This is a genomic window from Pseudomonas putida (assembly GCF_026625125.1).
Lineage (GTDB): Bacteria > Pseudomonadota > Gammaproteobacteria > Pseudomonadales > Pseudomonadaceae > Aquipseudomonas > Aquipseudomonas putida_X.
In genome coordinates, this window is record NZ_CP113097.1 from 1,807,317 (window position 1) to 1,831,004 (window position 23,688).

Below are 23,688 nucleotides of genomic sequence, written 5' to 3' on the forward strand. Positions count from 1 at the left end.
CCCCGGTTTTTTATGCGCATCGAAAGGTCGCACTATCCGCATGCCATTGCGGTGTTCTCTGATTTGCGCTGGCGGTGATCTGGCGCTTGCTTGTGCCCTTCGAATCATGAAGGCGCGTGATGATGAGCAAGCAGTCCGCTGTGCCTGCCCCGGTTACCGTGCGGGTGGGCGTTTTTTTCGACGGCACCGGCAACAATCAGGGCAATGCTGCACCCTTGGCCGCCACCGGCCACGGCTGCGCAGGGGGCAGTTACGCCAATGCGCGCAGTAACATTGCCTTGCTGCACGCGCTTTATCCCTGCGGGCCCGTGCACGGGCAGGTCCATTTCAACGTGTATGTGGAAGGGATCGGTACAACCCACGGTGGCCCTGACTCGCCCTTCGCCCAGGCGACGGGGCGCGGAAGCGCGGGGGTGGCGGCGCGAGTAGAGCAGGCGCTGGCAGAGGTTGGCAGGCAGCTGCGCGATTATCGGGCTGAGCATCCCCAGGTTGTACCCAACTGCATCGAATTCGACCTGTTCGGTTTCAGCCGCGGTGCGGCGGCGGCCAGGCACCTGGCCAATCGCCTGGGCACGAATGAGACGGGCCTGCCGGCTGAGCTGCACGGGCCGAGGGCGATCAACTTCATTGGCCTGTTCGATACCGTGGCGGCAATCGTTGCACCCTTGCGAGGCAGCTTCGGCCCAGCCAGCGATCGCCACGGTGGCTTGCGCCTCGGGCTGGACACGCGTGTCGCCCGGCAGGTCGTGCAACTGGTGGCAGGTGATGAGCAGCGCCACAACTTCCCGCTGGTGCGTAGCGACAACGACATTGTCGTGCCGGGTGTGCACTCGAATATCGGTGGCGGCTATGTGGAGCGCATGCGTGAGCAGGTACTGTTGTGCAAACCGCATTCGAGCCGGGTCGCGCACACGACACCGGCCCACTGCACGCGCGCCCATGCGGCAGTCACTGGGCTGCTGAGCTCGACCTTTGCAAGCGTGGTCGATCCGCGGCCCCGGCTGCTCAGCTGGGAGGTGCCGATCGAAGGCAGCCGAGCCAGGCGCGATACCCCGGAAAAGCAGGTGTACGCCGCTGTGTACCGAGAACGTGAAGTCAGTGGCCATCTTTCACGTGTGTACCTCAGCATCATGCGTGAACTGGCCGTGCGCGGTGGGGTAGCGTTCGCCCCTCTGGGCGGTGACGATGCGCATCGCCTGCCGGCAGAATTGCTGCCTGTCAGCCGCAAGCTGCATGAGTTTGCCCTCGGTCAATGTGCGCAATTGCACCTGACGCCCCAGGAGCGAGCGTTGTTGCAGGCGAAATACGTGCACACATCGGCGCACTGGAACGCCGTGAAAGGGCTGGATAACAGTTCGCTGGACGCATTGTTCATCGACCGGCCGGGCAAGGCGGGCAGGGTGCTGCACAGGAACCCGGTGGGTTGACGTACCTGCCGCCATTTCAAGGGCAGGTCTCAAGCAGGCTTGAATGCGCCGACACGTCCACCGGGCGGTCGACGCGCCCGTCGTCTATCGAAGCTCGCTGACGAAGGTCCCTGTGCCATCCAGAATAGTGCGCAAGGTCAGCTCGACCTCTTCCAGGTCCGTCCCCGCCGACGTCAGCACGATCTCCAGGGTTTCGTCACCCTTCAACGCATCCCGATCCCCGGCTGCCACTTCGATCAGCAGGCGCTGGGCGCTCAAGGTCACTTTCAGGCCATCGAGGGTCGACGGTTCATCGTCCAAGGTCAGGTCCACGGTGTCCTCGTCCGGGTAGCGGGTGAGCAGGAACATCTGCCCTTTGTCGCTATGGCAGCACAAGGTCGCCATGTTGTCTTCCTCGTCATCGCAAGGGGTGGCGAACAGCAGGGCGGTGTGGATTTGCATGAGGGCGGCTCGGGTCAATGGAAACGAAAGTGAATTCTGACAGCCTTGGGGGGATCGATAAACGTAAAGTTTCCCCCCCTTGACCGAAATTGTCGCAGCGCTGCAAGCGGTGATGACCGATCAGTCGTTAAGCTTCCGCGAGCCCTGAACATTACCGTCCGGCTTGCCATGGGTTGGCTATCGTTGATCCGTGATCGTCGGACGTACGCGACGCTTCAACTATTACAAAGCCCAAGCGGAGTACCACAGATGGCGTTCTTCACCGCAGCCAGCAAAGCCGACTTCCAGCACCAACTGCAAGCGGCCCTGGCGCAGCACATCAGCGAGCAGTCCCTGCCACAAGTGGCGCTGTTCGCCGAGCAGTTCTTCGGCATCATTTCCATGGACGAACTCACCCAGCGCAGGCTTTCGGACCTCGCCGGCTGTACCCTTTCCGCCTGGCGCATCATCGAGCGCTTCGACCCCGAGCATCCACTGGTGCGGGTGTACAACCCCGATTACGAGCGCAATGGCTGGCAGTCGACCCACACCGTGGTCGAGGTGCTGCACCATGACCTGCCGTTCTTGGTGGATTCGGTGCGTACCGAGCTCAACCGCCGCGGCTACAGCATCCATACCCTGCAGACCACCGTGCTGAGCGTGCGTCGTGATGCCAAGGGCAACCTGCTCGAACTGCTGCCCAAGGGCACCCAGGGCGAGGGTGTGTGCCATGAGTCGCTGATGTACCTGGAGATCGACCGCTGCGCCAACGCTGCCGAATTGACGGTGCTCACCCGCGAAATCGAGCAGGTGCTGGCCGAGGTGCGGGTGGCGGTGGCCGATTTCGAACCGATGAAAGCCAAGCTGCAAGAAGTCATGGAGCTGGTGGAGCGAACCGCTTTCGCGCCGGTTCACCATGAAAAGGATGAGGTCAAGGCCTTCCTCGAGTGGCTGTTGGACAACCACTTCACCTTCCTCGGTTATGAAGAATTCACCGTGCAGGCCGACAGCGCCGGCGGCCAGATGGTCTACGACGAGCAGTCGTTCCTTGGCTTGCCGCGCCGCCTGCGTGTGGGCCTGACGCCAGAAGAGCTGCGTATCGAAGACTACGCGGTGGCGTACCTGGCCGAACCGCTGCTGTTGTCGTTCGCCAAGGCCGCACTGCCCAGCCGGGTCCACCGCCCGGCCTACCCGGATTACGTCTCGATCCGCCAGCTGGACGCCGATGGCAAGGTGGTCAAGGAACACCGCTTCATGGGCCTTTACACCTCCTCGGTGTACGGCGAGAGCGTGCACGCCATTCCTTACATCCGGGTCAAGGTCGCCGAGGTCGAGCGCCGCTCCGGCTTCGACGCCAAGGCCCACCTTGGCAAGGAACTGGCGCAGGTGCTCGAAGTGCTGCCACGCGATGACCTGTTCCAGACCCCGATCGACGAGCTGTTCAGCACGGTCATGTCGATCGTGCAGATCCAGGAGCGCAACAAGATCCGTGTGTTCCTGCGCAAGGACCCGTACGGGCGCTTCTGCTATTGCCTGGCCTACGTGCCACGGGAAATCTATTCCACCGAAGTGCGGCAGAAGATCCAGCAGGTGCTGATGGAGCGCCTGAAGGCCAGCGACTGCGAGTTCTGGACGTTCTTCTCCGAATCGGTGCTGGCGCGCGTGCAGCTGATTTTGCGCGTCGACCCGAAGAACCGCATCGCCATCGACCCGCAGCAACTGGAAAACGAAGTGATCCAGGCCTGCCGCTCGTGGCATGACGACTACGCCGCGCTGGTGGTGGAAAACTTCGGTGAAGCCCAGGGCACCAACATCCTCGCCGATTTCCCCAAAGGCTTCCCGGCCGGCTACCGTGAGCGCTTCGCCGCCCATTCGGCGGTGGTCGACCTGCAACATGTGCTGGCACTGTCCGAAAGCAAGCCGCTGGCGATGAGCTTTTACCAGCCGCTGACGCGTCTGGGCGAACGCTTGCTGCATTGCAAGCTGTACCACGCGGACACGCCCTTGGCGTTGTCGGACGTGCTGCCGATTCTTGAAAACCTCGGCCTGCGCGTGCTGGGCGAGTTCCCCTACCGCTTGCGTCACGCCAGTGGTCGTGAGTACTGGATCCACGACTTCGCCTTCACGTACAGCGAAGGCTTGAGCCTGGACATCCAGCAACTCAACGACGTCCTGCAGGATGCGTTCATCCATATCGTCCAGGGCGATGCCGAGAATGACGCGTTCAACCGCCTGGTGCTCACCGCTGGCCTGCCATGGCGCGATGTGGCGCTGCTGCGCGCCTATGCCCGCTACCTCAAGCAGATCCGCCTGGGCTTCGACCTCGGCTACATCGCCAGTACCCTGAACAACCACACCGACATCGCCCGTGAGCTGACCCGGCTGTTCAAGACCCGCTTCTACCTGGCGCGCAAGCTCACGGCCGATGACCTGGACGACAAGCAGCAACGCCTGGAGCAAGCCATCCTCAGCGCCCTGGACGATGTCCAGGTGCTCAACGAGGACCGCATCCTGCGCCGCTACCTGGACCTGATCAAGGCCACTCTGCGCACCAACTTCTACCAGCCGGATGCCAACGGCCAGAGCAAGTCGTACTTCAGCTTCAAGTTCAACCCTAAACTGATCCCCGAACTGCCCAAGCCGGTACCCAAGTTCGAGATATTCGTCTACTCGCCGCGGGTCGAGGGTGTGCACCTGCGCTTCGGCAACGTGGCACGCGGTGGCCTGCGCTGGTCGGACCGTGAAGAGGACTTCCGTACCGAGGTGCTTGGGCTGGTCAAGGCCCAGCAGGTCAAGAACTCGGTGATCGTGCCGGTCGGTGCCAAGGGCGGCTTCCTGCCACGGCGTTTGCCGCTGGGCGGCACGCGTGACGAAATCGCCGCCGAAGGCGTGGCCTGCTACCGCATTTTCATCTCGGGCCTGCTCGACATCACCGACAACCTCAAGGACGGCGGCGTGGTGCCGCCGGCTAACGTGGTGCGTCACGATGACGATGACCCGTACCTGGTGGTGGCGGCCGACAAGGGCACCGCAACCTTCTCCGACATCGCCAACGGCATCGCCATCGATTACGGCTTCTGGCTGGGCGACGCCTTCGCCTCGGGTGGCTCTGCCGGCTACGACCACAAGAAGATGGGCATTACCGCCCGTGGTGCCTGGGTGGGCGTGCAGCGCCACTTCCGCGAGCGCGGCATCAATGTGCAGCAGGACCCGATCACGGTGATCGGCGTCGGTGACATGGCCGGTGACGTGTTCGGCAACGGCCTGCTGATGTCCGACAAGTTGAAACTGGTCGCGGCGTTCAACCACCTGCACATCTTCATCGACCCGAACCCGGACCCGGCCAGCAGCTTCGCCGAGCGTCAGCGCCTGTTCGACCTGCCGCGTTCGGCCTGGACCGATTACGACACCAGCATCATGTCCGAAGGCGGCGGGATCTTCCCGCGCAGTGCCAAGAGCATCGCCATCACCGCGCAGATGAAGGAACGCTTCGCCATCGAGGCCGACCGCCTGACGCCGACCGAGCTACTGCATGCATTGCTCAAGGCGCCGGTGGATCTGCTGTGGAACGGGGGTATCGGCACCTACGTCAAGGCCAGCAGCGAAAGCCACGCCGATGTTGGCGACAAGGCCAATGACGCGTTGCGGGTCAACGGCAATGAACTGCGCTGCAAGGTGGTGGGCGAGGGCGGCAACCTCGGCATGACCCAGCTTGGCCGTGTCGAGTTCGGCCTCAACGGCGGTGCCACCAATACCGACTTCATCGACAACGCCGGTGGCGTGGACTGCTCCGACCACGAGGTCAACATCAAGATCCTGCTCAACGAAGTGGTGCAGGGTGGCGACATGACCGAGAAACAGCGCAACCAGCTGCTGGGCAGCATGACCGATGAAGTGGGCGCGCTGGTGCTGGGCAACAACTACAAGCAGACCCAGGCGCTTTCGTTGGCGGCGCGTCGCGCCCGCGAGCGGATCGCCGAGTACAAGCGCTTGATGGCCGACCTCGAGAGCCGTGGCAAGCTGGACCGTGCGATCGAGTTCCTGCCAACCGAGGAGCAGTTGGCCGAGCGCCTGGCGGCAGGCCAGGGCCTGACCCGTGCCGAACTTTCGGTGCTGATTTCCTACAGCAAGATCGACCTCAAGGAACAGTTGCTCAAGTCGCTGGTGCCTGACGACGACTACCTGACCCGCGACATGGAAACCGCTTTCCCGCCGTCGCTGGTCAGCAAGTTCGCCGAAGCCATGCGCCGCCATCGCCTGAAGCGCGAGATCGTCAGCACCCAGATCGCCAACGACCTGGTCAACAACATGGGCATCACCTTCGTCCAGCGGCTGAAAGAGTCGACCGGCATGAGCCCGGCCAATGTCGCCGGGGCCTATGTGATCGTGCGTGACATCTTCCATTTGCCGCACTGGTTCCGTCAGATCGAGGCGCTGGACTACCAGGTGCCGGCAGAAATCCAGCTTACCCTGATGGACGAGCTGATGCGCCTGGGCCGCCGCGCGACCCGCTGGTTCCTGCGCAGCCGGCGCAACGAGCAGGATGCCGGGCGCGACACCGCGCACTTCGGGCCCAAAATCGCCCAGCTGGGGCTCAAGCTCGACGAGCTGCTGGAGGGGCCGACCCGCGAACGCTGGATGGTCCGCTACCAGAGCTTCGTCGATGCCGGCGTCCCGGAGTTGCTCGCACGCATGGTGGCGGGTACCAGCCACCTGTACACGTTGCTGCCGATCATCGAGGCGGCAGACGTGACCGGCCACGAGCCGGCCCAGGTGGCCAAGGCGTTCTTCGCCGTGGGCAGTGCGCTGGACTTGACCTGGTACTTGCAGGAAATCAGCAACCTGCCGGTCGAGAACAACTGGCAGGCCCTGGCCCGCGAGGCGTTCCGCGACGATATCGACCTGCAGCAACGGGCCATCACCATCTCGGTGCTGCAGATGGCCGATGCCCCGCAAGACATGGATGCGCGGGTGGCGCTGTGGGCCGAGCAGCATCGGGTCATGGTCGAGCGCTGGCGCGCCATGCTCGATGACCTGCGCAATGCGACGGGAACCGACTATGCGATGTATGCGGTGGCCAACCGCGAGCTGGTCGACCTGGCAATGAGCGGGCAGGCGGTGGCGGTGCCGTCCTGATCGGTCAGCTGGTCAGCTGAAATGAAAAAGCCCCGGCAGTGATGCCGGGGCTTTTTTTGTCTGCGTTCCACCTGAGGGATGAGCGCGGCCCCGGTAGGGCCGGGCGTCATTTGAAGCGGCGCTCCACGCCTTTTTCCACCAGGATCTTCGCCGAAATCTCCTCTACCGAAAAATGCGTGGAGTTGATGTTGGGGATGTTCTCCCGCCGGAACAGGCTCTCGACCTCGCGGACCTCGAACTCGCACTGGGCAAAGCTCGAATAACGGCTGTTGGGCTTGCGCTCATGGCGGATGGCGGTGAGGCGGTCGGGGTCGATGGTCAGGCCGAACAGCTTGTTGTGATGCTTCTTGAGCACCGCCGGCAATTGCAGGCGCTCCATGTCGTCTTCGGTGAGCGGATAGTTGGCGGCACGAATGCCGAACTGCATCGCCATGTACAGGCAGGTCGGGGTCTTGCCGCAACGCGACACGCCGACCAGGATCAGGTCGGCCTTGTCGTAGTAATGGGTGCGCGCGCCGTCGTCGTTATCGAGGGCAAAATTCACCGCCTCGATGCGCTCCATATAGTTGGAATTGCCGCCAATGGAGTGGGACTTGCCGACGGAATACGACGAATGGGCAGTCAATTCCTGCTCAAGCGGGGATAAAAACGTCGAAAAAATGTCGATCATGAAGCCGTTCGACGTCGCCAGGATCTCACGGATGTCCTGATTGACGATGGTGTCGAAGATGATCGGGCGCATGCCGTCGCGCTCGGCGGCGGTATTGATTTGCTGCACCATCGTACGTGCCTTGTCGGGCGTATCGATGTACGGACGCGTGAATTTGTTGAACGGAATGCTATCGAATTGCGCGAGCAGGCTTTGGCCCAGGGTTTCGGCAGTGATGCCGGTGCCATCGGAGATGAAGAACGCGGTTCGTTTCATTTGCGATCTGGGCCTTAAGCTGATGACGTTTCTTGGATATGATAAGTTCGGTTTGCCGAATGCGGCTGTCGGCATTCTCACTTATTTTCCAGGTACAGGCCACAAGCGTCCGGCCCAGTCAAAAGGCAGGCGGGCGCCCTTGAGCTTTTCCAACACAGTTAGTGGAGAGATCACCTTGGTAGAGTACGTAGTTTCCCTCGATAAGCTCGGCGTCCATGATGTGGAGCATGTGGGGGGCAAGAACGCATCCCTGGGCGAGATGATCAGTAACCTTGCCGGTGCCGGCGTGTCGGTGCCGGGCGGCTTTGCCACTACGGCTCAGGCGTACCGTGATTTTCTCGAGCAAAGCGGGCTGAACGACCGCATTCACGCCGCGCTCGACGCGCTGGATGTCGATGACATCAATGCCCTGACCAAGACCGGCGCGCAGATTCGCCAGTGGGTCATGGAAGCCGAATTCCCGCCACGCCTGGATTCGGAAATCCGTACGGCCTTCGCCGAAATGGCCGCCGGCAACGACAACATGGCCGTCGCCGTGCGTTCCTCGGCCACCGCCGAAGACCTGCCGGACGCCTCGTTCGCCGGCCAGCAGGAAACCTTCCTCAATATCCGTGGCGTCGATAACGTGATCCGCGCGGCCAAGGAAGTGTTCGCCTCGCTGTTCAACGACCGCGCCATCGCCTACCGCGTGCACCAGGGCTTCGATCACAAGCTGGTGGCACTGTCGGCCGGCGTGCAGCGTATGGTCCGCTCCGAAACCGGCACCGCCGGCGTGATGTTCACCCTCGACACCGAGTCGGGCTTCCGCGATGTGGTGTTCATCACCGGTGCCTACGGCCTGGGCGAAACCGTGGTGCAGGGTGCGGTCAACCCGGACGAGTTCTACGTACACAAGAACACCCTGCAGGCCGGCCGCCCGGCCATCCTGCGCCGCAACCTGGGCAGCAAGGCGATCAAGATGATCTACGGCGACGAGGCCAAGGCCGGTCGTTCGGTCAAGACCGTCGAAGTCGACCGCGCCGAGCGTGCGCGCTTCTGCCTGACCGACGCCGAGGTCAGTGAGCTGGCCAAGCAGGCCATGATCATCGAACAGCACTACCAGCGCCCGATGGATATCGAATGGGCCAAGGACGGTGACGACGGCAAGCTGTACATCGTGCAGGCCCGCCCTGAAACCGTGAAGAGCCGCGCCAGCGCCAACGTCATGGAACGTTACCTGCTCAAGGAAAAGGGCACCGTATTGGTCGAAGGTCGCGCCATCGGCCAGCGCATCGGCGCCGGCAAGGTCCGCGTGATCAAGGATGTGTCCGAGATGGACAAGGTGCAGCCGGGCGACGTGCTGGTCTCGGACATGACCGACCCGGACTGGGAACCGGTGATGAAACGCGCCAGCGCCATCGTCACCAACCGCGGTGGGCGTACCTGCCACGCGGCGATCATCGCCCGTGAGCTGGGCATTCCGGCAGTGGTAGGGTGTGGCAACGCCACCCAGCTGCTCAAGGATGGCCAGGGCGTGACCGTGTCCTGCGCCGAAGGCGATACCGGCTTCATCTTTGAAGGTGAGCTGGGCTTCGACGTCAAGCAGAACTCGGTCGATGCCATGCCCGACCTGCCATTCAAGATCATGATGAACGTCGGTAACCCCGACCGCGCCTTCGATTTCGCCCAGCTGCCCAACGCCGGTGTCGGCCTGGCGCGCCTGGAGTTCATCATCAACCGCATGATTGGCGTGCACCCCAAGGCGCTGCTGAATTACGCGGGCCTGCCGCCGGAACTCAAAGAGAGCGTCGACAAACGCATCGCCGGCTACAACGACCCTGTCGGCTTCTACGTCGAGAAGCTGGTCGAGGGCATCAGCACCCTGGCGGCCGCCTTCTACCCGAAAAAGGTCATCGTGCGCCTGTCGGACTTCAAGTCCAACGAGTATGCCAACCTGATCGGCGGCAAACTGTACGAGCCGGAAGAAGAAAACCCGATGCTGGGCTTCCGCGGAGCGTCGCGCTACATCAGCGAGTCGTTCCGTGACTGCTTCGAACTCGAATGCCGTGCACTGAAGCGCGTGCGTAACGAGATGGGCCTGACCAATGTCGAGATCATGGTGCCGTTCGTGCGGACCCTGGGCGAAGCCAGCCAGGTGGTCGACCTGTTGGCCGAAAACGGCCTGGCCCGCGGCGACAACGGCCTGCGCGTGATCATGATGTGCGAACTGCCGTCCAACGCCATCCTCGCCGAAGAGTTCCTGGAGTACTTCGACGGCTTCTCGATCGGCTCCAACGACCTGACCCAGTTGACCTTGGGCCTGGACCGCGACTCGGGGATCATCGCCCACCTGTTCGACGAGCGAAATCCTGCGGTGAAGAAGCTGTTGGCCAATGCCATCCAGGCGTGCAACAAGGCCGGCAAGTACATCGGTATTTGTGGGCAGGGCCCGTCGGACCACCCGGACCTCGCCAAGTGGCTGATGGAACAAGGCATCGAAAGCGTATCGCTGAACCCGGACTCGGTACTCGAGACCTGGTTCTTCCTGGCCGAAGGCCAGGGCGCGGCCTGATGCAGTAAATGCGGGGGCACCTCTGGTGTGCCCCCGCCTGGTTTTTTCCAGGGCGAGTTCCAGCGATGGACCCCGCCCTTTTTTGTGCACCAAGCAAACCTTATGCAAAGCAGCAGTGTTCTATTTCCCGTGGCCTTGCTCAGTGCCGAGCGCCGCGGCGACCTCAGTGAAGACGTCTACCGGATCAAGGCCGGCAACAGCCCTGATCCGAGCGTGGAGCTGGCCTTGACCCGCCTGGGCCTGGCGGACCAGGCGGGCGCCCAAGGCGTGCCGGTGATCCTCCTGCACGGCAGTTTTTCCAATCGGCGCTTCTGGTATTCGCCCAAGGGCATTGGCCTGGGGGCTTACCTGGTGCGTGCGGGTTTCGATGTGTGGATCCCTGAGATGCGCGGTCACGGGCTGTCGCCGCGCAACCACGATTGGCGGCACAACCGGGTCGCTGACTATGCCCGCTATGATTTGCCGCTGATCGCGGCCTTCGTTGAGGAGCAGTCCGGCACCGCACCTCACTGGATTGGCCATTCGCTTGGCGGTACCACCTTGGCGGCAGCGCTTGGCGGTGGTTTCCTGGATGCCAGGCAGGTCGCCAGTGCCGCGTTTTTCGGCACGCAGATCAGCCGGGTGTACTGGCCGTTGAAGGTGCCGCCCGTGGCTTGGGGCGCCAAGCTGCTGCTCAAGCGTTGGGGGCAGATTTCCGGGCCGCGGTTCAAGCGTGGGCCTGAGGACGAACCGATTGGTCTGGCGCTGGAAAGCATGCGTTGGCATGGCCTGTTTGGCCGCTTCGGTGACAAGGACAGTGACTGGTGGGCGGGGCTCGCGGAGGTGGATGTGCCGGTGCTGGCAGTGGCTGGCGCGGGAGACTTCCAAGACCCGGTGTGGGCTTGTCGCAAGCTGTTCGATCAGTTGGGGGGTGAGCGCAAGCAGTTCCTCAGGCTGGGCCGCGAGGAAGGCTTCGAGGCGTTCGGGCATGTCGACATGCTGGTGAGCAAGGCGGCGCAGGCGCAGGTGTGGCCATTGGTGGAGCGCTGGTTGCGCCAGCCGTTGCTGCCGGTGCACGAGGCGACCGTGGTTGCCGAGCCTGTGCCGGTAAGCTGATTTTCTGCTGGTTGTGGTGGCCCGTGCGGGCCACGGCAGGCGAAATACAGATGACCGAGCAGTCCCGGATGACTGCGACAGCCTCCCCGGTGTAGCCTTGGCAGACACCCGCTTTCGTTGTGACTGACAGGAGCTTCCCATGCAGCATTACGTAACGCCCGACCTGTGCGACGCCTACCCCGACCTGGTCCAGGTGCTGGAACCGATGTTCAGCAACTTCGGTGGCCGCGATTCATTCGGTGGCCAGATCGTTACCATCAAGTGCTTCGAGGACAACTCGCGGGTCAAGGAGCAGGTCGAGCTCGACGGCAAGGGCAAGGTTCTGGTGGTCGATGGCGGCGGTTCGCTGCGCTGCGCGTTGCTCGGTGACATGCTTGCCGAAAAGGCTGCCAAAAACGGCTGGGAAGGCCTGGTGATCTATGGCTGCGTGCGTGACGTCGATGTGCTGATCCAGACCAGCGTCGGTGTGCAGGCGTTGGCCAGCCATCCGATGAAGACCGACAAGCGCGGCATAGGCGACCTCAATGTGGCCGTGACCTTCGCCGGCGTGACGTTCCGCCCTGGCGAGTATGTGTATGCCGACAACAATGGTGTGATCGTCTCGCCAAGCCCGCTGGAAATGCCGCAGTGATGCGCCGCACGCGCTGATGGAGCTTTGATGTTCGAGGAAGACAACGCGCAGTGGGGCTTGGTGCACGCCCTGGTGCTCGATGGCAAAGGCGGCGCGCGCTCGATCCCCCGGACCGAGCTGGACGACCTGCAATTGCAGCCACAGGAGAGCCTGTGGCTGCACTGGGACCGCAGTCATCCCCAAACCCGTACCTGGCTGCTGCAAGAGAGCGGGCTGAGTGAGTTCGCCTGCGAGCTGCTGCTGGAGGAAAACACCCGGCCGCGCCTGCTGCCGCTGGCCGATGAACAGCTGCTGCTGTTTTTGCGAGGGGTGAATCTCAACCCGGGCGCCGAGCCTGAAGACATGGTGTCGGTACGTATTTTTGCTCAGGCGCGGCGGGTGATTTCGTTGCGCTTGCGGCCTTTGCGCGCCAGTGACGAAATTCTGCGTCTGCTGGACGAGGGGAGGGGGCCAACGTCGGCCTCCGAGCTGCTGCTGTTGATGGGCGAATTGCTCACCGAGAAAGTCCAGGGTCTAGTCAACGATCTGTCGGAACTGGTCGATCTGGAGGAAGAGAAAGTCGAATCCGACGAACGGTATAGTCCTGAGCATGGCAGCTTGCAACAGATTCGTCGTCGGGCCGCTGGCCTGCGGCGTTTTCTCGCCCCACAGCGGGAAATCTATGCCCAGCTGTCGCGCAGCCGGTGGAGTTGGTTCGCCGATGCGGACGCTGACTACTGGAACGAGCTGAACAACAGCCTGATCCGCTACCTCGAGGAGCTGGAGCTGGCCCGTGAGCGCGCCGCGCTGGTCCTGGAAAGTGAGGACCGGCGGCGCAGCGAGCGGATGAACCGGACCATGTACCGCTTTGGCATCATCACCTGCATTTTCCTGCCCATGAGCTTCGTCACCGGGTTGCTGGGGATCAATGTCGGCGGCATTCCGGGGGCGGAAAACCCCTATGGTTTCCTGCTTGCCTGCATCGTCGTGCTCGGCCTTGCGGTGGGGCAGTGGTGGCTGTTCAGACGGCTGCGGTGGGTTTGAATGCTAATTGGAATGTACCGGGCTTATCGCCGGCAAACCGCCCCCTGCATCGGCCGATGTGTGACCCATCGCCCGCCGCCCTCGTCTCTGACTGACATTGCGCGAGGTGCACATGCACGATCCGTTTGAACAATCCCTGCGTGACCTGCTCAACGCGTCGCCATCCGGTGAAGACCGGGACGACGCTGCGTGCCTGGGTCGCGTGCTGAAAACCGCCAACCGCCAGGTCGGCGCCGGTGACCTGTTCAGCCTGCTTGGCCGTTGGAGCCAGGCGCTGCTGATCGCCGTGAACAATGGCTCGGCGCATGTCGCGCCGGTGCGCCGCACTTCTGCCCGTAACGCTGCCGCTGGTAGCAAAGCTGATAAGGCCGATTGAATATGGAACTCGATCTCTGGACCCAGAGCCTGGTCACTGCCATGACCGCCCTATGGACCAAGGTGGCGAACTTCATCCCCAACCTGTTCGGCGCGCTGGTCGTGGTGCTGCTCGGTTTCGTGGTGGCCAAGCTGCTCGATACGCTGCTGTCCAAGCTGCTGGCCAAGTTCGGCCTGGACCGCCTGATGGCTGGTACCGGCCTGACCAAAATGCTCAGCCGTGGCGGCATTCAGGTGCCGATCTCGACCTTGATCGGCAAGATCGTCTACTGGTTCGTCTTGCTGATTTTCCTGGTTTCTGCCGCCGAATCCCTTGGCCTTGAGCGGGTGTCTGCCACCCTCGACATGCTCGCCCTGTACCTGCCCAAGGTGTTTGGCGCGGCGTTGGTGCTGTTGGTGGGCGTGCTGCTGGCGCAAGTGGCCAATGGCCTGGTGCGTGGTGCCGCCGAAGGCATCGGCCTCGAGTATTCCGCAGGGCTTGGGCGCATCACCCAAGGCCTGGTGATCATCATCAGCATCTCGGTGGCGATCAGCCAGCTTGAGGTCAAGACCGACCTGCTCAACCACGTGATCGTGATCGGGCTGATTACCGTTGGTCTGGCCGTTGCGCTTGCGATGGGGCTCGGCAGTCGTGAAATCGCTGGGCAGATTCTGGCCGGTATCTATGTGCGTGAGCTTTACCAGGTCGGCCAGCAGGTGCGAATTGGAGAGGTCGAGGGGCAGATCGAGGAGATCGGCACGGTCAAGACGACGTTGCTGACCGATGATGGCGAATTAGTGTCGCTGGCTAATCGAGTGTTGCTCGAGCAGCGCGTCAATAGCCGCTAATTGCCCAAAAGCTGTTAATGTATGCCGCCGCTGAAATCCGCCCACGTGGCCGAGCGGTGACATTGACCTGACTGTCGGCCAGATCCGTTTTGAATAAAGTTCATTCGCCGCCCATGCGTTACGACCCGCGCGAGCTCACCGACGAGGAGTTGGTGGCGCGTTCGCATGAGGAGCTGTACCACGTTACCCGCGCCTATGAAGAGCTCATGCGGCGCTACCAGCGGACCCTGTTCAACGTGTGCGCGCGTTATCTGGGGAACGACCGGGATGCTGACGATGTCTGTCAGGAGGTGATGCTCAAGGTGCTTTACGGTCTGAAGAACTTCGAGGGTAAATCCAAGTTCAAGACCTGGCTCTACAGCATTACCTATAACGAATGCATCACCCAGTACCGCAAGGAGCGCCGCAAACGTCGGTTGATGGATGCCTTGAGTCTTGACCCTGTTGAAGAGGCGTCTGAAGACAAGGCACCGAAACCCGAAGAAAAGGGCGGTCTGGACAAGTGGCTGGTGTATGTGAACCCGATCGATCGGGAAATTCTGGTGCTGCGCTTTGTCGCGGAACTGGAGTTTCAGGAGATCGCGGATATCATGCACATGGGCCTGAGCGCGACGAAAATGCGCTACAAGCGCGCGCTGGACAAGCTTCGAGAGAAATTTGCAGGTTTGGATGAAACTTAGCCCCTTGCGAATATCTCTAACGAATCGGCGAGTTCTGCTAGACTTGCCGTCGAGTTGTCCGCCGGATTTTGGTGGGACTGCTTAACTATCACCAGATGGGGATTTAACGGATGAAATTGAAAAACACCTTGGGCTTGGCCATTGGCTCGCTCGTAGCAGCTACTTCGTTCGGCGTTCTGGCTCAAGGCCAAGGCGCTGTCGAGATCGAAGGCAACGTCACCAAGCAGTACTACGACAGCGAGCGTAACTTCAAGAACGACGGCACCAATCCTGGTGTTCGCCTCGGTTACTTCCTGACCGACGACGTCTCCCTGGACCTGGGCTACAACGAGACTCACAACGCTCGTGGCGAAGTCTTCAACAAAGACATCAAAGGTTCCAAAGCCAAGCTCGACGCTACCTACCACTTCGGTACCGTTGGCGACGCTCTGCGTCCGTACGTTTCCGCTGGTTTCGCTCACGAGAGCCTGGGCCAGGCCACTCGTAGCGGCCGTGACCACTCCACCTTCGCCAACGTTGGCGCTGGCGCCAAGTGGTACATCACCGACATGTTCTTCGCCCGTGCTGGCGTTGAAGCCATGTACAACATCGACAACGGCAACACCGAGTGGGGCCCAACCGTTGGTGTGGGTCTGAACTTCGGTGGCAGCGGTGGCAAAGTTGCTCCGGCTCCAGCCCCAGTTGCTGAAGTCTGCTCCGACAGCGACAACGACGGCGTTTGCGACAACGTCGACAAGTGCCCAGACACCCCAGCCAACGTTACCGTTGACGCTGATGGCTGCCCGGCTGTTGCCGAAGTCGTTCGCGTTGAGCTGGACGTCAAGTTCGACTTCGACAAGTCGGTCGTCAAGCCTAACAGCTACGGCGACATCAAGAACCTGGCTGACTTCATGAAGCAGTACCCACAAACCACCACCGTGGTTGAAGGTCACACTGACTCCGTGGGCCCAGACGCTTACAACCAGAAGCTGTCCGAGCGTCGCGCCAACGCTGTTAAAGAAGTGCTGACCCAGCAGTACGGTGTTGAGTCGACTCGCGTTGACTCGGTTGGCTACGGCGAAACCCGTCCGGTTGCCGACAACGCCACCGAAGAAGGCCGTGCTGTCAACCGTCGCGTTGAAGCTCAGGTAGAAGCCCAAGCCAAGTAATTGGTTGAAGCTTCAATGAAAAACCCGGCCTCGGCCGGGTTTTTCTTTATCTGCAATGTGTAGTTTCCAGGCAAGCCTTCAGGCCTAAAAACACCGCATCACCCGGCTGCCGCGATCCACGGATGAGCCATCACGTTCCCTGCCACCTCGCCAATCACCAGTATCGCCGGGCTGCGCAAGTTGAATGCTCGTGCATCCTCCAGCATACCCCGCAGGTCGCTGCGCCACTCGCGCTGCTCGGGCAGTGACGCGTTCTCGATCATCGCCACCGGCATCCCCGGTGCCATGCCGCCGTCCAGCAAGCCCTGGCGGATCTGCTCCAGCCGCGCAACGCCCATGTACACCACCAGGGTCGTGCCACCCTGTGCCAGCGCGGCCCAGTTCAGCGCGCTGTCATCCAGTGTGTGTGCGGTCACCAGCGTTACCCCACGGCTAATCCCGCGAGCGGTTAGCGAGATGCCACACTGGGTCGCGCCGGCCAGGCCAGCAGTGATGCCATTGACCACTTCGACCTCGATGCCATGCCCTTGCAGCCACGAAGCCTCCTCGCCGCCACGGCCAAAAATGCACGGGTCGCCGCCTTTGAGCCGCACGACGCAGCGGCCTTGCCGCGCATGGCGCAGCATCAGGCGCTGAATGAACGCCTGGGGTGTGGAGCGGCAGCCCCCCCGTTTGCCCACGGCAATCACCCGTGCCTGTGGGCAGTGGTCCAGCACGGCCGGGTTGACCAGGTCGTCGATCATCACCACATGCGCCTGTTGCAGTGCACGCACCGCTTTGAGGGTGAGCAGTTCGGGGTCACCGGGGCCGGCACCGACCAGCCAGACTTTTGCATTCATCAGGGTTTCCTCATGGGCAAGGCGTGCTCAGCCCTTGAACAGGCTGAACAGCAATATCAGGTTGAGCAACAGCGACAGTAGGGCCAGGGTGCGCCAGACCTTCAGCGGCTCGCGTTCCAGCAATGGGCGTGGATGGCTGTGCAGCGTCTGGCGGTCACCACGTTCGAGCAGCAGTAACCACTGTTCGGCGGTTTCGAAGCGTTGCGCCGGGTCCGTGGCCACGGCTTGTTGCAGGTTGTGCTGCAGCCACTCTGGCAAGTCGGGGCGATAGCGCGCCGCATTGACCGGTTGGCCAAAGCGTGGGCGCTGGAAGGCTTCGACCTCCCCATAGGGGTAATGCCCGGTCAGCAGGTGGTAGAGCGTCACTCCCGCGGCATACAGGTCTTGGCGCGGGCTCGGCGGCTGGCCTTCGAAGGCTTCCGGGGCGATGTAGGAGGGCGTGCCGGGTAGTTCGTGGCATGGGTCTTCGGACAGCCCCGGGCAGTACGCCAGGCCGAAGTCCAGCAGGCGCAGTTGGCCGTCTGTGCCCAGGTGCAGGTTGTCGGGCTTGATGTCACGGTGCAGCAGGTTGCGCCGGTGCAGCACGCCGACGGCCTGCAGTAACTGGCGCGCCACTTCCAGCCACTGGGCCAGCGGCAACGGGCCCTGCTCGGCCAGTTGTGCGGCGAGGGTTCGACCGCTGTGCTCGCGCATCACGTAGTACAGGTGCTGGCGCTGGCTGGCGGCGTGCAGTTCGGGGAAATGGCGGCCGGCTACGCGGCGCAGGAACCATTCCTCGAGCAACAGCGCCTGTGCAGCACCCGGCTCCTGTTCGCGTTCGGCAGGCAGGGTTTTCAGTAGCCACGGCTGGCCTTGGCCGTCGCGCACGCGGTACAACAGCGATTGGCGACTGTGCGCCAGCCGCGCCTCGACCTGCCAGCCATCGATTACCTGGCCGTCGCGCAGTTCGCGGGGCAACGGCCATTGCTGCAGTTGGACCAAGGTGTCGCCAAGGTTGGCCGTACCCACTTGTTCGATCCGTACCAGCAGGGCACTGGCATTGTCCTGGCTGCCATGGTGATGGGCGCTGGCGACCAGTGTATCTGCAGCCAGTTGCAAGTCGGGTTGCTCACGCAGCACGGCCTTGATGTGCTGGTCACCCAGGCTGGCCCACACGCCGTCACTGAGCAACAGGTAGCATTCGCCTGGCTGCAGTTCACCGTCCAGGTAGTCCACCAGCAGGTGTTGGTCCAGGCCCAGCGCCCGTTTGAGCACATGCTGCATGCCGGGTTGGTCCCACACATGGTCTTCACTCAGGCACTGCAGGTGGCCGTGGTGCCAGCGATAGGCGCGGCAATCGCCGACGTGTGCCAAGGTGAAGCGGCGCCCGCGCAGCACCAGCGCACTGAGCGTGGTCAGTAGCGGCTGGCTGCCCTGAGCGCGCAGCCAGCGGTTCTGCGCCGACAGCAGGCGGTCCAGTGCCTGCGCCACGCTCCAGGTTGCGGGGGTGGCGTAGTAATCCATGGCCAGGGCCTGCAGGCTGGCCCGGGCCGCAAGGCCTCCGTCAGCACAGTGGCTGACGCCGTCGGCAAGGGCGAACAGGTAGCCCTTGCTGGCGGCAAGCTCGGGCGCCGGGGTTACCAGGCGCAAGGCGTCCTGGTTTTCCTCGCGCGGGCCGGTGGCGCTGGCCTGGGCGAAACTCAGTTGCAGGCTCATCGGTTCGCCTCAGACCCGCGCCGCAGTGACCGCGGCAGAGCCCCAGGTGGTGCGCCAGCGCTGCTTGACCCCGTGCAGCCCGAACCAGGCCAGCAGGCCCAGGCTAGCGAACAGCCACAGGCCCATCTGGTAGTCACCGGTGTGCTGCTTGATGGTGCCGAGCCCGGCCGCCAGCAGGAAGCCGCCGATGCCGCCAGCCATGCCGATCAGCCCGGTCATCACACCGATCTCCTGGCGGAAGCGTTGCGGGACCAACTGGAACACCGCGCCGTTGCCCGCGCCCAAGCCAAGCATGGCACTGACGAACAACGCCAGGGCCGCGGTGGCGCTGGGCAGGTTGAAGCCCACGGCAGCGATGCAGATGGCGGCCACGCTGTACATGCCAAGCAGGGTGCGGATGCCCCCGAAACGGTCAGCCAGGGCGCCGCCCAGCGGGCGCATCAGGCTACCGGCGAACACGCAGGCGGCGGTGTAGTAGCCTGCGGTGATCGGGCTGAGGCCATACTGGTCGCTGAAATAGCCGGGCAGGGCGCTGGCCAGGCCGATGAAGCCGCCGAAGGTGACGCTGTAGAAGAACATGAACCACCAGCTGTCGCGATCACCCAGCGCCTTGAGGTAGTCGGCCATGGCCTTTGGCTTGGGCCGTTGTGGTGCATTACGCGCGAGCAGGGCGAACACGACCACCGTTAGCAGCAGCGGGATCACGGCGAAACCGAACACATTGTTCCAGCCAAAGCCTGCAGCCAGCACCGGGGCCAGCAACGCGGCGAAGACGGTGCCGGAGTTGCCTGCGCCAGCGATGCCCATCGCCTTGCCCTGATGCTGCGGCGGATACCATTGCGAGGCCAGCGGCAGCGACACGGCGAACGAGGCGCCGGCAACGCCGAGGAACACGCCGAGCAGCAGGGCTTGTTCGAAGCTGTGCACGCCCAGGTACCAGGCGCAGGCCAGGGCGACAATGACGATGACCTGGCCGATCAGCCCGGCGGTTTTCGGTGAGAGGCGGTCGACCAGCAGCCCCATGACGAAGCGCAGCACGGCACCGGCGAGGATGGGTGTCGCGACCATCAGGCCCCGCTGTTGTGCACTCAGTTGCAGGTCGGCGGCGATCTGGACGGCCAGCGGGCCGAGCAGGTACCACACCATGAAGCTCAGGTCGAAATACAGGAACGCAGCGAACAGCGTGGGCACATGCCCGGATTTCCAGAAGCTGGTACTCATCGAACACCTCACTCGGCAATGCAACGGAAACGAAAAGACGCCGCTACCCGGTCCACTGGCGTGGAGGGGTGAGCGACGTCTTTGTCGGGGTTTGTGGGCAACCGCCGTTGGCTACCGGTGCGATATCTTCAGCAAGAGCTGGGCCAACATTGTACGGCCGCTGCCTAGCCCAGCATCTCGTGCATGGCGATGATCTGCTCAGCCACCTGGATCAGCTTCTGCTGGCGGCTCATGGCCTGACGGCGCATCAGGGTGTACGCCTGTTCTTCATTACAGTCTTTCATTTTCATCAACAGGCCCTTGGCCTGCTCGATACGCTTGCGCTCGGCCAGTTGCTGGTCGCGGGCCTGCAGCTGGGCCTTGAGCGCCTGGTCGCTCTCGAAGCGGGCCATGGCTACATCCAGGATGGGCTGCAAGCGGGCGGCGTGAATACCCTCGACGATGTACGCGCTGACCCCGGCCTGGATCGCCTGGCGCATCACCCCGGGGTCATGCTCGTCGGTGAACAGCACAATTGGCCGTGGCTGGTCGCGGCTGACCATCACCACCTGTTCCATCACGTCGCGGTCGGGTGAATCGGTATCGATCAATACCACGTCCGGGTGCACCATTTCGACGCAGGCCGGCAGGTCGATGGTTAAGTCTGGCGCCTCGATCACCTCGAAGCCGGCCTCGCGCAGTGCAGCCTTGAGGCGGCCGAGTTTGTTCTGGGTATCGTCGATCAGCAGGATGCGCAGCATGGCGGTGCCCCTCACAGGCCGATACGGGCATCGGGCGTATCGCCCAAGGCGTGCAGGCTGAAGCTGCGGGCATAAGCGTAGGGGTCGCTGCCATCCCAACCGATACCGTCGATCAGCACGCTGCTGCGCATCGGCGTGCCAGGGCAAGCCACGCCGAGTGCATCGGCGGCTTGCTGGTAAAGCGCCAGCTGCTGGACCTGGCGCGCGACGCCGAGGTAGTCGGGATCATCGCGCAGCAGCCCCCAGCGACGGAACTGGGTCATGAACCACATGCCATCGGACAGGTAAGGCACATTGGCCCGCCCCTGATCGAACAGGCGCAGGGCATGCGGGTCCTGCCAGTGGTTGCCAAGGCCGTCCTGATACACCCCGAGCAGGCGCGGTTCGACGTTTTCAAGGGGCGTATCCAGGTAGGCGCTGCTACTGAGCAGCTGCGCGGTGCCGTGGCGATTTTCCTGGCTTTGTTCAATGAAGCGGCTGGCGGCGAGGATCGCTTTGATCAGCGCCCGGGCGCTGTTGGGGTATTGCTCGGCGAAGGTGCGGGCGCAGGCCAGGACCTTTTCCGGGTGGTCGGCCCAGATCGACTGGCTGGTGGCCAAGGTAAAACCCTGGCCCTGCGCCACGGCGGCGGCGGCCCAGGGTTCACCGACGCAGAAGCCATCGATACGGCCAGCCTGGATGTGCGCCATCATCTGCGCCGGTGGCACCACCACGCTGTTGACGTCGTGCAGGGGGTGAATACCTTGGCTTGCCAGCCAGTAATACAGCCACATGGCATGGGTGCCAGTGGGGAAGGTCTGGGCGAAGGTCAGTTTTGCACCCTGCTGGTGCACTTGGCGTGCCAGTGCTTCAGGTGTGGTCACGCCCTTGCGTTGAAGTGCGGGGGACAGGTTGATGGCCTGGGCATTCTGGTTCAGCCCCATGAGCACCGCCATGTCCCTGGCCGGTACCCCGCCGATGCCCAGGTGCACGGCATAGACCAGGCCATAGAGGCAATGCGCGGCATCCAGTTCACCGCTGGCCAGTTTGTCCCGCAGGCCTGCCCATGAGCCCTGGCGTTTGAGGTTCAGGGTCAGGCCGTGTTGCTGGGCGAAGCCCTGGGTGGCTGCGACCACCACCGACGCACAATCGGTCAATGCCATGAAACCGATGTCGAGGCTGGTTTTTTCGGGTGCGTCGCTGCCGTTGACCCATGCCAGGGGTGATGTATTCACGTAGATCCTCGCCTGTACTGAATAGGCTGTGTACAGGCGATGTAGCAACGCATGTGCCAAGGCGCTGTCATGCCGGCCGCACGCTGGCTATAATCGCACCCTCACTCACCCCGAGCCTTGCCCGCCCATGTATACCCTGGCCCGCCAGCTGTTGTTCAAGCTTTCCCCGGAAACCTCCCATGACCTGTCCCTGGACCTGATCGGCGCCGGTGGCCGCCTCGGGCTCAACGGCGTGCTGTGCAAGCAGCCGGCGGCATTGCCGGTGTCGGTGATGGGCTTGAACTTCGCCAACCCGGTTGGGCTGGCGGCAGGCCTGGACAAGAATGGCGCGGCCATCGATGGCTTTGCCCAGCTGGGCTTCGGTTTTGTCGAGATCGGCACCGTGACCCCGCGAGCGCAGCCGGGCAACCCGAAGCCGCGTTTGTTCCGCCTGCCAGAGGCAACGGCAATCATCAACCGCATGGGCTTCAACAACCTGGGCGTCGATCACCTGCTCGAGCGGGTGCGCGCCGCGCGTTACAGCGGCGTGCTGGGCATCAACATCGGCAAGAACTTCGACACCCCGGTTGAGCGCGCGGTCGACGATTACCTGATCTGCCTGAACAAGGTCTATGGCCACGCCAGCTACATAACGGTGAACATCAGCTCGCCCAATACCCCGGGCCTTCGCAGCCTGCAGTTCGGTGATTCGCTCAAGCAACTGCTCGATGCCCTGGCCGAGCGCCGCGAACAGCTGGCTGGCGAGCATGGCAAGCGTGTACCGCTGGCGATAAAGATCGCGCCGGACATGAGTGATGAAGAAACTGCGCTGGTGGCAGCAACGCTGATGGAATCGGGCATGGATGCGGTGATCGCCACCAACACCACCATGGGCCGTGAAGGCGTTGAAAACCTGCCGTATGGCGGGGAGGCGGGCGGCCTTTCCGGTGCACCGGTGCTGGAAAAGAGCACCCATATCGTCAAGGTCTTGTCGGCCGAGCTCAACGGCAAGATGCCGATCATCGCTGCCGGTGGTATCACCGAAGGCCGTCACGCCGCAGAGAAGATCGCCGCTGGCGCGAGCCTGGTGCAGATCTACTCAGGCTTCATCTATAAAGGGCCGGCGCTGATCCGTGAAGCGGTGGATGCGATCGCTGCCATGCCGCGGGCATGATCACGCAGGCATAAAAAAGGGCCCCATCAAGGGGCCCCTGGGCCTTAGCCCGCCGCCCGGATGGGGCGTGCATGGTGACTCGAATTCAGTATCCTCGTTCAGCCAACGGCGTGATTTTCGTTGAGTCTATGGATGCCAGCGGTGCCAGTCATTCCGTCCCAGTTATCACCGCGACCTTCACGCCAGCCGTTGATCCAGGCTTGGCGAACAGAAGGAAGATTGAAGGGGCAAAGTTCGCGGGATTTGCCGGTGACCCCGTATTGGTAGCCACGTGAATATGCTCTTTCCAACGGATCACGCTTAAGTCTTCTCATAGGGTGCTGCCCTCACTTGTTGACTGTAATGTCCCGTCGGCCTCTCCGAGGCCGGGCAGAGTCTTTCTGCCGGTTTGCGCCCGCTGCCGGCGTGGCGGGCTGAAAGTGCCGCCTCGTTGCGAAGCGGCCTGAGACCAGTTCTAACGAATGCGAGTCACCGAGGGAATGATCGATTTGTCATAAGGACGTAACGTTTCCAAGGGTGAGGGGATAAGTAAATAAATGCGACTCAACCTTGTTTGACGTTGAGCCCGCTATGATCGGGGTTTGCTG

19 protein-coding genes are annotated in these 23,688 nt (G+C 62.7%); 11 read left to right on the top strand and 8 right to left on the bottom strand.

The annotated features are described in order from the left end of the window. Positions 1 to 119: 119 nt before the first annotated feature. Positions 120 to 1,427 carry a T6SS phospholipase effector Tle1-like catalytic domain-containing protein gene (locus OSW16_RS08255; protein WP_267822190.1) on the top strand — a complete coding sequence of 436 codons (1,308 nt, stop codon included), beginning with the start codon at positions 120 to 122 and terminating at the stop codon, positions 1,425 to 1,427. A gap of 84 nt (positions 1,428 to 1,511) precedes the next feature. On the opposite strand, the gene OSW16_RS08260 is transcribed toward OSW16_RS08255, so the two are convergent. Then, entirely contained in the window at positions 1,512 to 1,868 is a 357-nt protein-coding gene (locus tag OSW16_RS08260; RefSeq protein ID WP_241803101.1) for a hypothetical protein, read from the bottom strand. A gap of 249 nt (positions 1,869 to 2,117) precedes the next feature. Between OSW16_RS08260 and OSW16_RS08265 the strand changes: the two genes are divergently transcribed. Continuing rightward, positions 2,118 to 6,983 carry an NAD-glutamate dehydrogenase gene (locus tag OSW16_RS08265; protein ID WP_267822193.1) on the top strand — a complete coding sequence of 1,622 codons (4,866 nt, stop codon included), beginning with the start codon at positions 2,118 to 2,120 and terminating at the stop codon, positions 6,981 to 6,983. A gap of 106 nt (positions 6,984 to 7,089) precedes the next feature. Here the strand turns inward: OSW16_RS08265 and OSW16_RS08270 are convergent, their stop codons facing one another. Continuing rightward, entirely contained in the window at positions 7,090 to 7,908 is an 819-nt protein-coding gene (locus tag OSW16_RS08270; protein ID WP_241803103.1) for a pyruvate, water dikinase regulatory protein, read from the bottom strand. Between the two features lie 175 nt (positions 7,909 to 8,083). On the opposite strand from OSW16_RS08270, the gene ppsA reads away from it, so the two are divergent. From ppsA to OSW16_RS08310, 8 genes are all read left to right on the top strand, one after another. After that, positions 8,084 to 10,459: a phosphoenolpyruvate synthase gene (ppsA, locus tag OSW16_RS08275; protein ID WP_267822195.1), complete on the top strand. Its 2,376-nt coding sequence runs from the start codon at positions 8,084 to 8,086 to the stop codon at positions 10,457 to 10,459. A 102-nt stretch (positions 10,460 to 10,561) separates the two neighbouring features. Continuing rightward, the gene (locus tag OSW16_RS08280) at positions 10,562 to 11,554 is read left to right on the top strand and encodes an alpha/beta fold hydrolase (protein ID WP_267822197.1); all 993 of its coding nucleotides are present in this window, start codon (positions 10,562 to 10,564) and stop codon (positions 11,552 to 11,554) included. Between the two features lie 139 nt (positions 11,555 to 11,693). Next, positions 11,694 to 12,185 (top strand): ribonuclease E activity regulator RraA, encoded by a 492-nt coding sequence (rraA, locus tag OSW16_RS08285; protein ID WP_012313510.1) that lies wholly within the window; start codon positions 11,694 to 11,696, stop codon positions 12,183 to 12,185. Positions 12,186 to 12,212: 27 nt separating this feature from the next. Then, positions 12,213 to 13,208: a zinc transporter ZntB gene (locus OSW16_RS08290; RefSeq protein ID WP_267822200.1), complete on the top strand. Its 996-nt coding sequence runs from the start codon at positions 12,213 to 12,215 to the stop codon at positions 13,206 to 13,208. A 112-nt stretch (positions 13,209 to 13,320) separates the two neighbouring features. After that, entirely contained in the window at positions 13,321 to 13,584 is a 264-nt protein-coding gene (locus tag OSW16_RS08295) for a hypothetical protein (RefSeq protein ID WP_012313512.1), read from the top strand. 2 nt (positions 13,585 to 13,586) lie between these two features. Beyond that, a complete protein-coding gene (locus tag OSW16_RS08300) occupies positions 13,587 to 14,411 on the top strand; it encodes a mechanosensitive ion channel family protein (protein ID WP_241803107.1) in 825 nt (274 codons plus the stop codon). 113 nt (positions 14,412 to 14,524) lie between these two features. After that, a complete protein-coding gene (gene sigX, locus OSW16_RS08305; protein ID WP_012313514.1) occupies positions 14,525 to 15,091 on the top strand; it encodes an RNA polymerase sigma factor SigX in 567 nt (188 codons plus the stop codon). A gap of 110 nt (positions 15,092 to 15,201) precedes the next feature. After that, positions 15,202 to 16,239, top strand: a complete 1,038-nt coding sequence (locus tag OSW16_RS08310) for an OmpA family protein (protein ID WP_267822206.1) — start codon at positions 15,202 to 15,204, stop codon at positions 16,237 to 16,239. Positions 16,240 to 16,337: 98 nt separating this feature from the next. On the opposite strand, the gene cobA is transcribed toward OSW16_RS08310, so the two are convergent. The 5 genes from cobA to OSW16_RS08335 all read right to left on the bottom strand — a co-directional run bounded on the left by cobA (position 16,338) and on the right by OSW16_RS08335 (position 21,948). Next, positions 16,338 to 17,078, bottom strand: a complete 741-nt coding sequence (gene cobA, locus OSW16_RS08315) for a uroporphyrinogen-III C-methyltransferase (RefSeq protein ID WP_267822208.1) — start codon at positions 17,076 to 17,078, stop codon at positions 16,338 to 16,340. Between the two features lie 27 nt (positions 17,079 to 17,105). After that, positions 17,106 to 18,773 (bottom strand): bifunctional protein-serine/threonine kinase/phosphatase, encoded by a 1,668-nt coding sequence (locus tag OSW16_RS08320; protein ID WP_267822210.1) that lies wholly within the window; start codon positions 18,771 to 18,773, stop codon positions 17,106 to 17,108. Between the two features lie 9 nt (positions 18,774 to 18,782). Beyond that, entirely contained in the window at positions 18,783 to 19,994 is a 1,212-nt protein-coding gene (locus tag OSW16_RS08325; protein ID WP_241803111.1) for a nitrate/nitrite transporter, read from the bottom strand. Between the two features lie 164 nt (positions 19,995 to 20,158). Next, a complete protein-coding gene (locus OSW16_RS08330; protein ID WP_039602393.1) occupies positions 20,159 to 20,734 on the bottom strand; it encodes an ANTAR domain-containing response regulator in 576 nt (191 codons plus the stop codon). Positions 20,735 to 20,745: 11 nt separating this feature from the next. Then, positions 20,746 to 21,948, bottom strand: a complete 1,203-nt coding sequence (locus OSW16_RS08335) for a CmpA/NrtA family ABC transporter substrate-binding protein (RefSeq protein WP_267822214.1) — start codon at positions 21,946 to 21,948, stop codon at positions 20,746 to 20,748. Positions 21,949 to 22,075: 127 nt separating this feature from the next. On the opposite strand from OSW16_RS08335, the gene OSW16_RS08340 reads away from it, so the two are divergent. Further along, a complete protein-coding gene (locus OSW16_RS08340) occupies positions 22,076 to 23,101 on the top strand; it encodes a quinone-dependent dihydroorotate dehydrogenase (protein ID WP_267822216.1) in 1,026 nt (341 codons plus the stop codon). Between the two features lie 98 nt (positions 23,102 to 23,199). Here the strand turns inward: OSW16_RS08340 and rmf are convergent, their stop codons facing one another. Beyond that, positions 23,200 to 23,415 (bottom strand): ribosome modulation factor, encoded by a 216-nt coding sequence (gene rmf / locus OSW16_RS08345; protein ID WP_003248687.1) that lies wholly within the window; start codon positions 23,413 to 23,415, stop codon positions 23,200 to 23,202. Positions 23,416 to 23,688: the final 273 nt, after the last annotated feature.